The following is a 14,290-nucleotide window of genomic DNA, read 5'->3' as shown; positions in this document are numbered from 1 at the left end:
CGTGAACAGCCGCACCGGATGATGCCAACGCTCACTCTCGCTCGATTGGCGCGTCGTGCTGCTCATGGCGTGGGTCTTCTTCGCCTCGGCGACCTCCTTCGGCTATCACCGCATGCTGCTCGCTCAGCGCGATTGGATGGAGCATACCTGTCGAGTGATGTCGACGCTGGGGTCGATCCTTCAGCGAATGACCGATGCCGAGACCGGCCAAAGAGGCTACCTTTTCACGAGCGACAAGCGATATCTCGCGCCGTATGCCAGAGCAGTTGAGCAGTTGGGTTCGTTATCGCTTCAATTGCGCCAATTGGTCCGTGACAGCCCAGTGCATCTTGCGCGGGTGGATACGCTGGATCGAGCGTTGAAAGACAAGCGGGACGAACTGGGGAATACGATCGTGGTTCAGGATCAGGAGGAAACCGGAGCCGCTCGGCGTATGGTTCTCAGCAATGTCGGACAGGAACGCATGGACCGGATTCGCTTGCTGATCGCGCAGATGCGTCAGACGGAAACCGAGTTGCTGCTGCTTCGCTCAGATCGCGCAAAGTCGACAGAAAGGAGAATGCTCACAGTGACGATTGTGCTGGCAATCTTCACCATCTGCGCGCGTCCTAGTATTTACTTTGTGAAGGCGAGGCCCTTCTGAAAGGTCGCTTCGTTTTGCAGAGAGGTCACTGGCGCCGTTTCTTTCTGAGCGTCCCCTGTGGGTCGCGTGCTGTCGATCGCAGCAGTTTCAGATTCGCGCGATTCCATGCTGCATGGATGAGACAGCGATCGGCCGAGGCCGTGTAAAAACGCGCGAGCCGGAACTCTGTCGAGCGATTTGTGATACCACGCGTTCGCAGCTCCCCGTTGTCTACGACTGAACTGATTGCGCCGCGCGAGCGAGCGGAGGCAGGCGTGAGATTACACGCCCGCCTGCTTCATTGCTTGCAGTGTCTTTGCAAATCCAAGGATCTTCATAACGCGTTTGAAGTTGTACGCCAGCACATGCAAGCTCATTTCAGTCGAGACGTTCCCAAGCCTGCGCATCTGGAAGTGGGTAGAGCCCATCCAGGTGCTTCAGGGTGCCGAACACGTGTTCAACCGTTCGACGTCGTATCGTCATGGCATCAAGCTGACGATCCAGTCTGCGTTGCATCCTGTCGAGTACCGCTTCGTGTACCCATCGACGAATGCGTCGATACGGCGCCGGCGTGCACTGCTTTCTGAGCGGGTAACGTGGGCACGCACTGCTCCAGTAGATCCGCAGTTTCAGTAGATTGGTGCTCTAAAACGACGTGTACCGGAAGACCGCGCGTTGCGCTGCCGGATACAGGTACTGATCGTCTTTGGCGATGTAAATGAAGTCGGCCCGATCGAACCGGCCGTCGGCCTTTGCACCGGAGGTTTGTGATTTGGGGACCAGTGCCGCAATGCCTGCGTCGTCGCATGCCTTGATTTCTGGTGCGCTGGAATATCCACGGTCTGCCAGTGCCTTAATTTTCCTTGCCCATCGCGTCACGCGCCGCTTTAGCCATGGGGCCCAACTGCGTCCGATCGTTGCCGACATTCGTGACTTCGTGGGTAACAATGAGATGGTGCCGTGCGTCGACGGCGACCTAAACGCCTACACGATGCGCCGGACGAAGGCATCGCTGATATATCGCCGCGCAAAGAACCTTCGCGCCTTGCACCTGCTACTCGGACATACCAAACTTGAGAGCACAGTGCGGTCACCTCGTCATCGAGGTCGACGATGCGCTTGAGATGGCGGAGCAAACTGAGGTTTGAACGGAGAGTCTTTCCGGACAGCGGCCAACCATTGGTCCCTGTCCGGCCAAGAACGGCGGCTCAAGGTCGCCGTCCATTTCCTATGACCGTGCTCTCATAGGCCCATGATCGACGACCGCTTTGGGGCGAGCCCATAACCGGCGACACTTCCCCGATCCGGCGGAGATCGGCCCTCCGCAGCCTGTCGGCGAACATCCGGTGACAAGCAGCGAGCCGCCATCCCGCAAAGCGAGGGCAACCGCTGCACTTTGGCAGCTAGCCAAAAAAAGAACAGATAACGAAGACCTGACCTAATCCTCTTCGTCATGAAACGGAGACGCCCAAGAGGTGCCCGATTCCAAAAGTGAACGCAGCTGCGACTAGGCCGATGACGACCTGACGACCCGCAGAAAACAGTGCGCTTCTACCGTTAAATAGCGAGGTGAAGATTCCGATAGCCGCAAGCGCGAACACGCTGAAAGCAATGCACTGAGCAATTGCCGACTGGCCCGACGGCCATAGGAACGGCATCGCGGGAAATATTGCGCCGGCCGAAAACAGGCAGAATGAAACCGCTGCGGCCGACCACGGATTCCCCCCGAGCTCTGCCGGATCGAGCCCAAGTTCTTCGCGCGTAAGCGCGTCAAGAGCCTTGTCCTTGTCTTTCATGATCTGGGCGGCGACTCGACGGGCTTCCTCATTGTCCAGGCCTTTCGCCCGATATATCAGACGAAGTTCGTGCTCTTCCGCCTCGGGTGTATGTTCCAGCTCGTCTGCCTCCTTCGCGATCTGTGTCCTCGCGAGTTCCCGGGCGTTCGTTACTGACAACCACTCGCCAAGCGCCATCGAGCAGGAACCCGCAACGATTCCCGCAAGCGCTGTCAGCAGGATTGCCTTGTTCGGAGTCCCGGCACCAGCAACCCCCATGATCAGGCAAAAATTCGAGACCAGACCGTCGTTAGCGCCGAGCACCGCCGCTCGCAGGTCGTTGCCGGACGAAACGCCGTTATGCCACGACTCGGCGTCTGCGATTTCGGCTCCTTTTGTCGCTTCCGACTTGCCATCGTTCACCAGGCGCTGGACCACACTCGCATGGTGACGTTCGTCCTCTGACATCTGTGCAGTCTCCGGACTGCGAGCGTATTTGTTTCGATCCGCAAATTCGGCTGCAGCAAGCGACGGGAGGACAAATCGCGGACCGAACGTATGAACAAGACCTATCATCAGCATGGTTTTCAAAGCTGGTCTTGAGTTGAAACGCTGATGATTGGCCCGAAGTTTGTCGGACCAAACCTTCGCATGTTCCTGCTCTGACGCCGCTAATTCGCCAAATGTTTGCTTTCTTGCGGGATCCGTTTCAACGCGCGCGAGTGTTTCGTAGATTGCTGCGCCATGCAACTCGTCCGCGAGATTCGACCGGTAGCGCTTCAATTCTTGCTTTGATGCCATGGGGAGCCTTCCGTTATCAGATCCAGAAGGATAGCGTCCGTTTCGCGCCACGCCGCCGATAACCCTGGATTCGACTGTTATCGAGAGTGAGAGTTGTTTGTAGTTGTCCTTCGTCTTAGGTTCGTATCGCCTGTCAGAGATCATCGCACAGGGGCTCAGGAAGTCTTCAGCCTTAACCGGACGAATGAGAACGTTGCAATAGGCTTAAGGCTTGACTGAACCGGGAGACTGGCTTGAGACGCAACTTTGTCCGCGCCGCTCGCGCATATCTGAGAATTGCTGTTTACTCGCGTCACTCGCGCCGAGCCGTTCATGGCCTTTGGTTCGTGAACGGCGCGGTGAGACCAACAAGAGATACTCGATCGTACAGCCTACATAGTCGGCAATCGATCTTCCCTTCCACAAACAAGGAGGCTTCCATGTTGACAAGACGAACACGCTATGCCGGCTGAGACACATTAGCGTGACGCCCGCCTCTAGAAGAGGACGTTGTTGGTGAATTCTTGCGCGGACGTGCATCCTGCCAATCTTCGCAACGTAGCGCGGGAAGCCGGACCAGTGAGCGGCACGACCAGAAATACGGTAAAACGGCGACGAAAACCCCGTGGCGTAAGATGCACATGTCGATCAACGTGCACATGAAAATTCGTGCGGTAGCATTAGCTCATAGACGTTTTTGGATAACGAATAGACGGCAGCGCGCTGCTCGCCGATCTTTCGGTTGACCAGTGAGCGCTTCGGGAATCGTCGAGGGCGGAATCGCGCTCGCCACGCCCGTCGGTAATGCGGCCGCTGGCACGGGCGCTAGCCGGTTCATTCTGGCGAAAGACGAAGCGACTGCGACGGCACCGCCAGACGGTCGAGCCCCATACATCGGACTGCGCTTCGCCCAGTCGCTGCGCGGCCTCACTATGGGCGCTCCGGCGGTGTTCTCGGGAATCAACTTCGGGCGCGTGGTCTCCATGAAACTGGATTATGACCCGGTCACGCAGCACTTTCCCATGATCGTCGGCATCGAGGTTTATCCGCATCGGCTAGGACCGGTGCTCGACACGCTTGGTGCCGCACGGCACGACGCCCACTGCGTATCTGCGGCAGGAGACATACATCGGCGCGCAGCGGGCGCTCTCCTGCCGGCATTCGGCACAGCGTGCGGGAACAGGTCGAGCATGAACTCAAGCTGATCGCGGACCTGAAATATGAGCCCTATTTCCTGACCGTCTATGACATCGACCGATTCGCCCGCAATACCGGAATGCTGTGCCAGGGGCGAGGTTCGGCAGCCAACTCAGTGGTCTGCTACTGACTTGGCGTGACCGAGGTCGATCCCGCACGAAGCAGCATGCTTTTCGAGCGGTTCATTAGCAGCGAGCGCGGCGAGCCCCCGGATATCGACGTCGAATTCGAGCACCAGCGACGCGAAAAAGTTATCCAGTACATCTACGCGAAATACACGCCCACGCGTGCCGCCGAGCGCGAAGCGATCGCGATGTTCGGCGCGAGCAAACGTCTGCTCGAGCGCGAACAGGTGGTGAACGATACGCTCTTTCAGCGCAACGCGCGTGGCATGACGCTCACCCCCGCAGGCGAAACGCTTCTGCATCATGCGCGGCGCGTGATGCGCGACATAGCGAACGTCGGCATTGAACTCGCGGACCACGCGAGCGGTGTACACGGCTATCTGCGGATGATGGCGAATCTGTCCGCGATCGTGGAGTTTCTGCCCGGAGATCTGCACGGCTTGCAGCTGTGGAACGAGCGCGTGAAGCTCGACCTCAAAGAGCGGCCAAGGGGCGGCGTGGCGGAGGGCGTGGACGACAGCCTCGCCGATCTGGGCATCTGTTCCGCCGACGCCGACAAGCAAGACCTGCAGATCACGCACTACCGGCACGATTCCCTCGTCGTCGTAATGCGCGGCGATCATGCGCTCGCGTCACGCAAAAAGCGAGGCTTCGCGGAAACGCTCGACTATTCCATCTGGAGGTCAAGATCGCTGCTCTGCTGAGACGCGCGCTTCCGTGCGGCCCGCATGTTGGCCTGCTCAGCTTGAACACCCTCCGACGTCTTACCAGACGTCTCGCGAAGCAGCAGGCGGGAGCCGACTTCCACGATGGAGGAAATCGCAGGTAGCAATTCTCGCCCCAGGGACGTCAACTCGTACTCCACGGAAGGCGGCGAAGTAGCCAGCACATCGCGCTCGAGCACGCCTCGCGCTTCCAGATCACGCAGTCAGCCGGTTAATACCTTCGCAGTGATCGTCGGGTTGTCGCGCCGTAATTCCGAAAACCGGCGCGGACCATTACTCAGACACCAGACGAGTTCAGGCGTCCAGAGGCCGCTGAGCAAGGCCATGCATTTCGACATGGGGCAGCCGCCAGGCGGCGGGGCCACTTTCTTACGCGTCTTCAGGCTCACGTCGTATCTCCATGGACGTTTCCAGTTGGTTACCTACATTCCGGCTAGTAACCTGAAAATAATGGTACCCGATGGGTATATGGTTTCCAAGAGAAACGTTCATCCGTAGACTTGAATCTCTTCAATCGACGCAAAAGGAGGACACAACATGTATGCGATAACGGGTGCAACGGGACAGCTTGGCCGTTTGGTAATCGACGCGTTGCTGGAAACTGTTCCCCCCGATCAAATCGTCGCGGCGGTGCGCAGCCCTGTCAGAGCGCATGACCTTGCAGAGCGTGGCGTGGTGGTGCGAGAGGCCAATTACTCGCGGCCTGAAACGCTCGCGACCGCATTTGCCGGCGTCGACAAAGTGCTTCTCATCTCATCTACCGAAGTGGCAGGACGGCTGCCGTTGCATCGCGCGGCGGTCGAAGCGGCGCAACGCGCTGGCGTTTCGCTGCTCGCTTATACCAGCATGTTGCGCGCCGACACCTCGCCTGCCGGGCTAGCGATCGAGCATCGGCAGACGGAGGAGGTCATCAAGGCCGCCGGCGTTCCTGCCGTCATCCTCCGTAATGGCTGGTACGCCGAAAACCATCTAACGGCGCTCCCTGCGGCAATTGAGCACGGCGCTTTTATCGGCGCTGCGAAGGACGGCCGCTTTTCGTCTGCGGCGAGGAGCGACTATGCGGCAGCAGCGGCCGTGGTGCTCTCAACTGAAGGCCACGCGGGCAAAACATACGAGCTGGCCGCAGACCATGCGTTCACGCTCAAAGAACTCGCTGCCGAGGTCTCACGGCAATCGGGCAAAACCATCGTGTATAACGATCTTGCACAAGATGCGTACGCAGCCGTGCTGAAAGACATCGGCCTGCCCGCCGACCTTGCCGCAATTCTGGCCGACGCCGATGCTGCCGCCGCTCGTGGCGCATTGTTCGACGATAGCAGAGCGTTGGCCCGACTGATCGGCCGGCCTACGGTGACACTCCACAAGCTCATCGCCGCGGCTTTGCCGATAATGATGAGCAACATACAAACAAATGCCGCTCTCCATCAGACCGGCGCATGACGCGCGGCAGTTGGCATAGGGCTGAGCCGCGTGATAATCCATAGGATGTAGGCGGCTAACGAAGGCCGGACTGTCATCTAAGTGTAACCGGCGTCGAAGCCGAACCTTAAAGTCATGGAAGCGACCGGCTCCCCTACCAGAACCGAGGATGGACCATTGATATGTTCTACGAACTGACAACCCTTTCGTGCTCTCTGCTCGAGCAGGATGCTACCTCCGACGGCGCACGCCGCTGGGTGTCGGATTCCGATTCCACCGGCGTCCTCCTCGGATCATGGCGAACGGAAATTGGCGAACTTGCGCAGATCAAGGTTTTACGGAAGTTCGAGACTATGCAGGAACTGCAGCATGAACGTGAACGCGCCTATATGAACATCAAGCCGTTTCACATCGAAAACGCGCAGATTCAGCTGGATTTTGAAAGCTATACGTTGTTCCCTTTTCTGCCTGAAGTCGAACCAGTGGCATCGCACAAATTCTTTGAGTTTCGCCGCTACGTGTTGAAACCGGGTGGAATCGCGCCAACCATTGCAGCCTGGAAACAGGCAATGGGGCCGGCAAAATCCTACACCTCACACTTGATCGCAAACATGTACGCACTTGACGGTCCCCCGCGCATCACCCACGTCTGGGGATTTTCGAGTCTGGAGGAGCGTATGGCGCTGCGAGCACATCACTACGCCGAGGGTCTTTGGCCGCCTACGGGCGGTCCCCAGCAGATCGTGAAGGCAACCTCAACGATATGCCTGTCTGAATCGTGGTCGCCAATGCGCTGAGATCGACCGGAGTAACGGGTTTGTAGGTCTAACGCGCGTGCATGATCGCGCACCTTGCGTTGACCTTAAGCGGCAATGCTTCAGTGTGATTCGATCAGGTGTCAATCGTGTACGCCTCTTGATATTTGGCAGCAATTACGCGGGGAAGTAGGCCTCGCGGTCCAAATCGGTAAGCAGGTCACTATGGGTCGGACGCCATCCTAGCTGTTCCCGGGTTCGCTGGCTGGAGGCCGGGTTATCGTATGCGGCGAAGGGGGCAAGCCAGCTCAAACGCCGGGCCGCCTCTCCAGGCGTGATCCTTACGGCGGGCAGGTTCAACCGCCGACCGATGACCTCGGAGATTTGACGGAAAGGAATGCCCTCTTCGGCCACCCCGTGATATCGCGCGCCGGCGCGACCTTCTTCTAGCGCCAGTCGGAGCAGCACGGCCGCATCGAGGCAATGGACGGCACTCCACCGGTTCTCCCCGTCGCCGACATAGCCCGAGCTCTTGTGCCTGCGAGCAGCGGCGATGAATCTTGGGACGAGACCACGATCGTCATCGCCGTGCACGGAGGGTGCGAGGCGGACCATGGTCGCTCGCACGCCACGCTTGGCCCAAGCCTTCACGGCCCCTTCGGTCTGTGAGCGCATCCAACCGGGTGAGCGCGGGTCAGGCTCCTCGTCTTCCGTCGCCGTCTGCCCTGGAGCCATGCCCATGGTGCCGAACACCGTCACGAGGGGCCGGCCCGATCCTTCCAACGAGCCGGCCAGGGCATCGATCGCGCGACGGTCGGCGGCGGTGATCTCCGCGCCGAATCGCCCGATAATGCTGAGCGGCGAGCCGCCGAGGATGAGGCCAAGTCGTCGCCCGAGCGGAATGTCGGCAGGACCGTGGATGAAGGCTAGGTGAATGACGCCGTCGGCCGACACCGCGCCGGCACGCAGAGCGTCTGGCTCATGCAGGGAGCCTGCATGAGCTTTCGCGCCAAGTTTGGCCAGCTTCCGGGCGGCGTTATCCGAACGCGCGAGGCCGGTGACCTGGTGGCCAGCGCCAATCAACTCTTTTACAACGGCCTGCCCGATGAAGCCGCTCGCTCCGGTGACAAATACCCGCATTGCGATCTCCCAATGAACAGCGGCTATGGTAACGACGATGGTCGAGACGCGATATGATCCGAAATCCAATTCTGATTATCGAGCGTCCAGTTGGATCCTTTGTCGCAAGTTATCGGCCTGTTGCGGCCACGCGAGTTGAGCTGGCGCATGATTGTGGTGCACGAGCCTTGGGCCATTCAGTTTCCCGCCGTGGATGCGGTGGTGTTCGGGCAGATGATTGAGGGGACATGTACGCTCGAACGAGGCGAGGTTCGGCTGCCGTTAGGGCCCGGCGATTTCATGATGATGGCTTGCCCGCCGCAGTGGATCATGCAATCGGGCCCGGAGATCGAGCCGATCGGCATGAAGACGCTGTTTGCCGATCCGACGGCGCTTCAGAGGTGCGATCCCGCAGCGCCCGCCGCCCGATTCCTGGCGGGCCATTTCCTGTTCGCCGAGCCGAACGCCAATCATATTAGGAGCCTGCTTTCGCCGATCGTGCATGTGCGCGCGGTCGACGTGGCCGCACAGCGATTGGGCCGACTACTGAATCTGTTGGACGATGAAGCAACGGCGGACCGGCCGGGTCGTTCGTTGGCGCTGGATCGCCTCCTGGAGGTGATCCTTGTGGAGTCGTTGCGCCACCGAGCTACCCAAGTCGAAGGGATGCGGCCTGGACTTCTGGCGGGCCTGGCCGATCCGCGCACTAGCAGGGCACTGCGGGTGCTACACATGGAGCCGTCGCGCGCCTGGACGGTTGCCCATCTCGCGCGCGAAGCTGGCATGTCGCGTGCGGGGTTCGCGGCCCGCTTTGCCGAGATTGTCGGCATGCCGCCCATCGGCTATCTGTCGGATTGGCGCATGTCGCTGGCCAAAGCCGCCTTGGTGTCGGGCAAGCGGCCTATGATCGAAATAGCCGAGATTGCGGGTTACGGATCGGTCAGCGCCTTCAGTACCGCATTCAGCCGCGTCACAGGATTGTCGCCGACCGCCTACAGCCAAAGGGCCGCAGACTGAGGCGATTGTCGAGAATCGCCGCTGTCGAGTCACTCCCGAGCTCGGCATCGCTTGCGGCAGAGACCAGCCGGGCGCGCCCCGATGGCGATAGTGAGCGGGGGCGCCGGTTCATTGTTGAGTTCTCGCCGGCCAGACTTTTCTCCGCGTCGGATCAAGCGTCTGGCTCAGAGGCCCAGAAACCCTCGTCCATATCGCTGTTTAGCGTATGGTCGGAAACGAACTCGGGTCGCGTTATAATCGGCTTTGATACGGTGGTCTGAACGTGCGACCCATCCGCCGGTTGCAGAAACAGCCCATCGGGGTATGTCAACGAGGCGAATGTTATCTTGCGTGGGAAACTACCGAAATAACTGCTGGCCTCGCGCCGGCCGTTAATAAGCCCTTGCCTGCCTGAGGTGCCGTAGTTCCCGCGCGTTCTCACGTCGGCAAGACGCTGTGCCGCCAGCGCAAAAATCCGCACACGATTGCACTAGATGTTGCGCAAAAAGGCCGTGCTCCCAACATCAGCCTTTCAAAGCTTCGTCCACCAAGCCGTGGATCTGCTGCAAGGTAGTCAAATTTTCTTCCAGCGACCACTCTTGCAGGTTCAGAACTCGAACACCGGTTCGCGGCGGTGGTTCCTCCCATCCAATTCCTTAATGTCAGTACGATCGCGATCAGCCCGGCAGCCACGGCTCCGGCTGTTCGACTGCCGCCTTGCAGATCCTTCTACAGCGCCTGCTCTTTGAACTGATAGAATAAGTTTGCTTCATCTTGGACTTGTATCTGTGACTCTTCTTAATAGGAAAGTTCAGAGGCGAAGATTACCGTGGCGGTGGCATCTGCTTAACGCGTTGGCCTCCACTGATTCCCACCGACCTTACCTGTTTGACCGTGACACCCAACTGGCAGCGCACGCCCGTGTTCGCGCCGATGACGGCGCTCGCTGAGCACTCCCTCGCGCAAATCCGTCAGATCCTTGATAGCGCTGCGCGCTGCAGCGGGGCGAACGGAGCGTCATGAATGACATTGCGTTACAGAAGCAGGGTGGCTTAAAGTGAGAACGCTCGGCCAACCGTCTCTGAGCAGGTGCGCAGCCGCAAGTCTCATTTTCCGTAGCAATAGTATTCGTGCCGGCCGTGTACCCGATATTTATCTACTTTGGGGTCCACGAGCCCAATCGAAAACATTTTCAAGAGGCGTGCGCCTTACGGAATGGAGGCGCCTCGCGCTAGGCATCGAATCGTGATCGCCAGTCAATGTCGGCTCGCAGCCTGACACGGAGGACGATCGGTGGACATCTTCCAAAAACGTCAGCTATGGCATGCAGCCCGGAACGGTCTTCGAAAGACTAATACACTGAAACCCATGGGTAAAATTCCAACAGAAGGCGGAGAGGTATCCGGCTTGTCTCGAACTGCGCCGGTAATTGTCTTTGACGAAAATTTGCGGGTTGCGGCGCCCACTGTGGCCTGCGGGGTTGACTTGCCGCCCAATACGCATGTCCTCGACGTTCCTCAAATGCTCGGATTCCCGGACTGGCTGCCTGGATCGCTGGCCTTTCAGGAGATGCTTCAGCATGTGCTTTCCAGCGGAATTCCGAGACTTTTTGCCTGCCGGGAAGCTTCCGCCGATTCGCCTTATCTGACGGTTCTTCCTCGGCGGGATGGCAACGGCTCCCGAATCCTGGTGTGCCAAGCGGAACCCTTGATCGAGGCAGTGGATATTCCCCAAGGTGCGGCCGCGCTAAACCGGACACTAAATTCGCCTTGGTACGGTCGGAAAGCCGGGGCTACGGCGCATCGTTTTCTGCTTGAAACCTTGAGTCGATTGAAGTCAGCGGTCGAGGCAGCTGAGATTGGCACTTTTTACGTTCCATTGCCTATGGGGTTGATTTACTGGAACGCAAAATGTGCCGAACATTTCTGGATGAAACCGTCCGACCTCGTGATCGACTTTGATCTTTTCTATTCCCGGCTACATCCGGACGATCGCGCAAGGACGCGTGCTGCAGTCGAAGCCGCAGTCGGGAGCGGGCAGAACTACGACATTGAATACCGGTCCCTCTCAGAGGCCGGCGAAGTGAGGTGGATACGGGCGAAAGGCGGCGTGCGTCGCGACGATTGCGGAACGCCTGTGCGTTTCGACGGTATAACCATCGACGTTTCCAAGCAGAAGCGGCTAGAGCATGATCGCGCGCACCTGCTGCAAAACGAACGCCTTCAGCGTATTGAGGCCGAGCAGGACAGTCAGATGAAGGATACCTTCATAGCAACTGCGTCTCACGAGCTGCGCACGCCCCTCACGGCGATTCTGGGTTGGGTGGAACTCCTCCAGCGAAAACCGGAGGACGAAGGGTTTGTCCGTCGCGGCGCCGAGGTTATCAGGCGTAACGCAATGGCCCAGATCCGCCTTGTTGATGATCTGCTTGACTCGTCGAGGGTCGCCGCCGGTAAGTTGCACATGGAGTCTGGCGCCATTGATTTGGCGGAAGCATTAGAGGCTGAAATACTCGCTATCGAACCGCTCGCTCTGCGCAAGCGGGTGGCATTGGAACGCTCGTTTGCATCGGTTGCTCCGGTCGCTGGAGACGCGGCACGCTTACGGCAGGTTTTTTCAAATATCCTGACTAACGCGCTGAAGCACACGGCCTCAGGAGGGAGAATCCGGGTGACGCTGGCTGACGACGGTGCTAGTGCCCGTATTATGGTCAAGGACAACGGAGAGGGAATACCAAGGGAGTTTCTTGAAACGATCTTTGCTTCGTTCGCCCAGGTCGATGGGTCCACGACGCGCAAGCACGGGGGCCTCGGTCTTGGACTTGCAATCTCCCGCAAACTGGTCGAGCTGCACGGAGGCAAAATATTCGCGCTGAGTGACGGACCCGGGAAGGGCGCTACGTTCGTGATCACATTGCCGCACCGTGCGGAACAATTGGGCTTGGCTCATGGCTCGATCGTCCCTGGGCCCGCCGTCGTCGACGCGCCGCAACCGCGTCTAGACGGAATTCGGGTGCTACTGGTCGAAGATGATGCTGATTCCCTCGAAGCTCTGTCGGAGATTCTTCTTTCTTCCGGCGTCGTCGTTCATTCCGCGACTTCCGCCGCCAAAGCCGATGAAATACTTTGCAACCACAGCGTCGACTGCCTTTTTTCCGATATCTGCATGCCCGATGAAGATGGCTATTCGTTTATTTCAAAATTGCGGACATCGGGATTCAGCAAACCCGCCTTTGCAGTGACGGCGCTGGCGCGTTCCAGCGACATCGACCGCGCGCTTGCAGCAGGCTTCACGGGCCACCTTGCAAAGCCTGTTAGCGCCGCGGTGCTGGTGTCACTGCTGCGCAAACTTGCAGTGAGTCATGGTGGCGCGGCATGATGGTCGGATGAGCCCACACTTGTCGTTCGCATCGCAATTAATCCTTCAATTCCAGACGTAGGCCGCGCGGCTTTCGGACTAATCGCCATTACATTGTGCACACCTGTTTGGACGCACGACCGGAATCGGTTACGACGGTTGTCCCATGCGGGAGCTGTTCCGTGCCGAGTCAAAATTCTCTTTCGTTCTGGCTTTCTTATAGCCGATTGCGCATCCAAGGCTACGCCGCCTCCGACCTCTTCCCAACGGCCAAAACCTCTGTCGCTATACCGGCCAAAATGATTGTCGCCGCGCAGGGCCGGACGGTTACGCAGAAGTCTCCTTACTGAAAGGTGGACCAGACGCTCACCAAACGAATCCTACCGACACCTGTCATCTGCTCAGTCCGCGCCGCGGCCGGGCTTCGTCGCGCCGCAGTATCGACAGTTGCAGCACGCCGTCGTTCGCGCTGGCGTCCATTTTCGACGCGTCAAAGTCCGGACTGAGCGGAAACGCCCGCGAAACGACGTTCGCGGATGTGCGTAATGGCGACCTCATTATTCAGGCCGGCCCCGAGGCAGCTGCGGGCGTGCCGAAGGTCAGCGGCGTGTCGCCCGTCCTTCCCTCCGCATATGTGATGCTGAATCGGGCTCTGCGGTCATCGCGGAGGAAGCTGCGGACCATTTGCGAAGCGGCACAATGAACAGTCCAGCGCCCTTCCTCAAAACGCAGGTGGCGGCCGAAGCGCGGCGAAGGCAACTTTACGTCCCGCCGATAGCGTCAACGGCTATCGGATGGAATTGCACAGCGCACCAAAATCGCCAGCAAACTGATAGAAAATTGACATTCGGGCTGCGTTGTGTCTGGACGCACAGGACGACGTAACGCAATGGACGCTGCCATCGGAACGGCTTGCGCACGATCGATGTGTAAACGCCACTGCTTCAGAGACGGTTTAGTTGCTTACTTCGTTCAAAAGAAGCAGGAGCCTGTGCAGGGACTGAGCTTTCTGGCAGTAAGCATCGAAGCCTGCCGAGATCGCGGGTTTGACGATCGTCCCCTCGTCCTGCGCGGTGAACGCGATGATGACCGCGTCCCTTGTTTGTGGTGTCTGACGCAGCAGCCGGGCAACGGCAAAACCGTCCATTCCCGGCATATTGATGTCCAGGAGCGCAATCTGCGGCGTTTCGAGTGCAACCGCAGTAGCTACTTCCGCACCGCTGACGACGAACTGCGTGCCGTAGCCCGAAAGCGAGAGGAACGTGGCAATCGCCTCCGCGCCGTCGCGATAGTCATCGACGACCAGTATGTGAACCGGCAAAAGGACCGGTGGCCTCACCGAGCGTCCAGTCCAGCGTGTGATACGGGAAAATAGAGGCATGTGTGGTTAGAATATTTAGCGGTCTCACAGCGGGACTAT

8 protein-coding genes and 6 pseudogenes are annotated in these 14,290 nt (G+C 58.9%); 8 read left to right on the top strand and 6 right to left on the bottom strand.

The genetic code is table 11. From position 1 onward, the window contains the following. Positions 1-64: 64 nt before the first annotated feature. The gene (locus LFL96_RS36285; RefSeq protein WP_281004369.1) at positions 65-643 is read left to right on the top strand and encodes a CHASE3 domain-containing protein; all 579 of its coding nucleotides are present in this window, start codon (positions 65-67) and stop codon (positions 641-643) included. A 260-nt stretch (positions 644-903) separates the two neighbouring features. Here the strand turns inward: LFL96_RS36285 and LFL96_RS36280 are convergent. Next, positions 904-1,595: pseudogene (locus tag LFL96_RS36280) on the bottom strand (transposase); the annotation flags it as partial. Positions 1,596-1,607: 12 nt separating this feature from the next. Here LFL96_RS36280 and LFL96_RS36275 point away from each other — a divergent pair. Next, a pseudogene (locus tag LFL96_RS36275) lies at positions 1,608-1,770 on the top strand (integrase); the annotation flags it as partial. Between the two features lie 303 nt (positions 1,771-2,073). Here the strand turns inward: LFL96_RS36275 and LFL96_RS36270 are convergent. Beyond that, a complete protein-coding gene (locus LFL96_RS36270; protein WP_281004031.1) occupies positions 2,074-3,198 on the bottom strand; it encodes a VIT1/CCC1 transporter family protein in 1,125 nt (374 codons plus the stop codon). Positions 3,199-4,254: 1,056 nt separating this feature from the next. Between LFL96_RS36270 and LFL96_RS36260 the strand changes: the two are divergent. After that, positions 4,255-4,651, top strand: a pseudogene (locus tag LFL96_RS36260) (error-prone DNA polymerase); the annotation flags it as partial. Next, positions 4,628-5,167 (top strand): annotated as a pseudogene (locus LFL96_RS36255) (LysR family transcriptional regulator); the annotation flags it as partial. The pseudogenes LFL96_RS36260 and LFL96_RS36255, both read left to right, overlap by 24 nt. Here the strand turns inward: LFL96_RS36255 and LFL96_RS36250 are convergent. Continuing rightward, positions 5,167-5,613 (bottom strand): annotated as a pseudogene (locus tag LFL96_RS36250) (helix-turn-helix domain-containing protein). The pseudogenes LFL96_RS36255 and LFL96_RS36250 overlap by 1 nt on opposite strands. A 148-nt stretch (positions 5,614-5,761) precedes the next feature. On the opposite strand from LFL96_RS36250, the gene LFL96_RS36245 reads away from it, so the two are divergent. Together LFL96_RS36245 and LFL96_RS36240 are read left to right on the top strand one after the other, a co-directional pair. Then, on the top strand, positions 5,762-6,664 hold the full coding sequence (locus LFL96_RS36245) for an NAD(P)H-binding protein (protein WP_281004030.1): 903 nt from the start codon (positions 5,762-5,764) through the stop codon (positions 6,662-6,664). A gap of 161 nt (positions 6,665-6,825) precedes the next feature. Then, positions 6,826-7,440, top strand: coding sequence for an NIPSNAP family protein (locus LFL96_RS36240; protein WP_281004029.1), 615 nt, complete (start codon positions 6,826-6,828; stop codon positions 7,438-7,440). Positions 7,441-7,575: 135 nt separating this feature from the next. Here LFL96_RS36240 and LFL96_RS36235 read toward each other — a convergent pair whose 3' ends face one another. Then, positions 7,576-8,607, bottom strand: a complete 1,032-nt coding sequence (locus LFL96_RS36235; RefSeq protein ID WP_348638454.1) for an SDR family oxidoreductase — start codon at positions 8,605-8,607, stop codon at positions 7,576-7,578. A gap of 21 nt (positions 8,608-8,628) precedes the next feature. Here LFL96_RS36235 and LFL96_RS36230 point away from each other — a divergent pair, with 21 nt between their 5' ends. Further along, positions 8,629-9,534, top strand: coding sequence for an AraC family transcriptional regulator (locus tag LFL96_RS36230; protein WP_281004028.1), 906 nt, complete (start codon positions 8,629-8,631; stop codon positions 9,532-9,534). A gap of 1,272 nt (positions 9,535-10,806) precedes the next feature. Further along, entirely contained in the window at positions 10,807-12,891 is a 2,085-nt protein-coding gene (locus LFL96_RS36225; RefSeq protein ID WP_281004027.1) for a hybrid sensor histidine kinase/response regulator, read from the top strand. A gap of 372 nt (positions 12,892-13,263) precedes the next feature. Here the strand turns inward: LFL96_RS36225 and LFL96_RS36220 are convergent. Continuing rightward, a pseudogene (locus tag LFL96_RS36220) lies at positions 13,264-13,392 on the bottom strand (Hsp20/alpha crystallin family protein); the annotation flags it as partial. Between the two features lie 433 nt (positions 13,393-13,825). Further along, entirely contained in the window at positions 13,826-14,209 is a 384-nt protein-coding gene (locus tag LFL96_RS36215; RefSeq protein ID WP_281004026.1) for a response regulator, read from the bottom strand. Positions 14,210-14,290: the final 81 nt, after the last annotated feature.

The organism is Paraburkholderia sp. D15, assembly GCF_029910215.1.
Classification (GTDB): domain Bacteria; phylum Pseudomonadota; class Gammaproteobacteria; order Burkholderiales; family Burkholderiaceae; genus Paraburkholderia.
The sequence above is the reverse complement of the archived record's forward strand: the minus strand, read 5'-3'. Positions and strand labels throughout refer to the sequence as shown.

Coding starts and splice junctions, on each gene's coding strand:
- LFL96_RS36285 (WP_281004369.1), top strand. CDS start 65: ATGGCGTGGGTCTTCTTCGCCTCGGCGACCTCCTTCGGCTATCACCGC.
- LFL96_RS36270 (WP_281004031.1), bottom strand. CDS start 3,198: ATGGCATCAAAGCAAGAATTGAAGCGCTACCGGTCGAATCTCGCGGAC.
- LFL96_RS36245 (WP_281004030.1), top strand. CDS start 5,762: ATGTATGCGATAACGGGTGCAACGGGACAGCTTGGCCGTTTGGTAATC.
- LFL96_RS36240 (WP_281004029.1), top strand. CDS start 6,826: ATGTTCTACGAACTGACAACCCTTTCGTGCTCTCTGCTCGAGCAGGAT.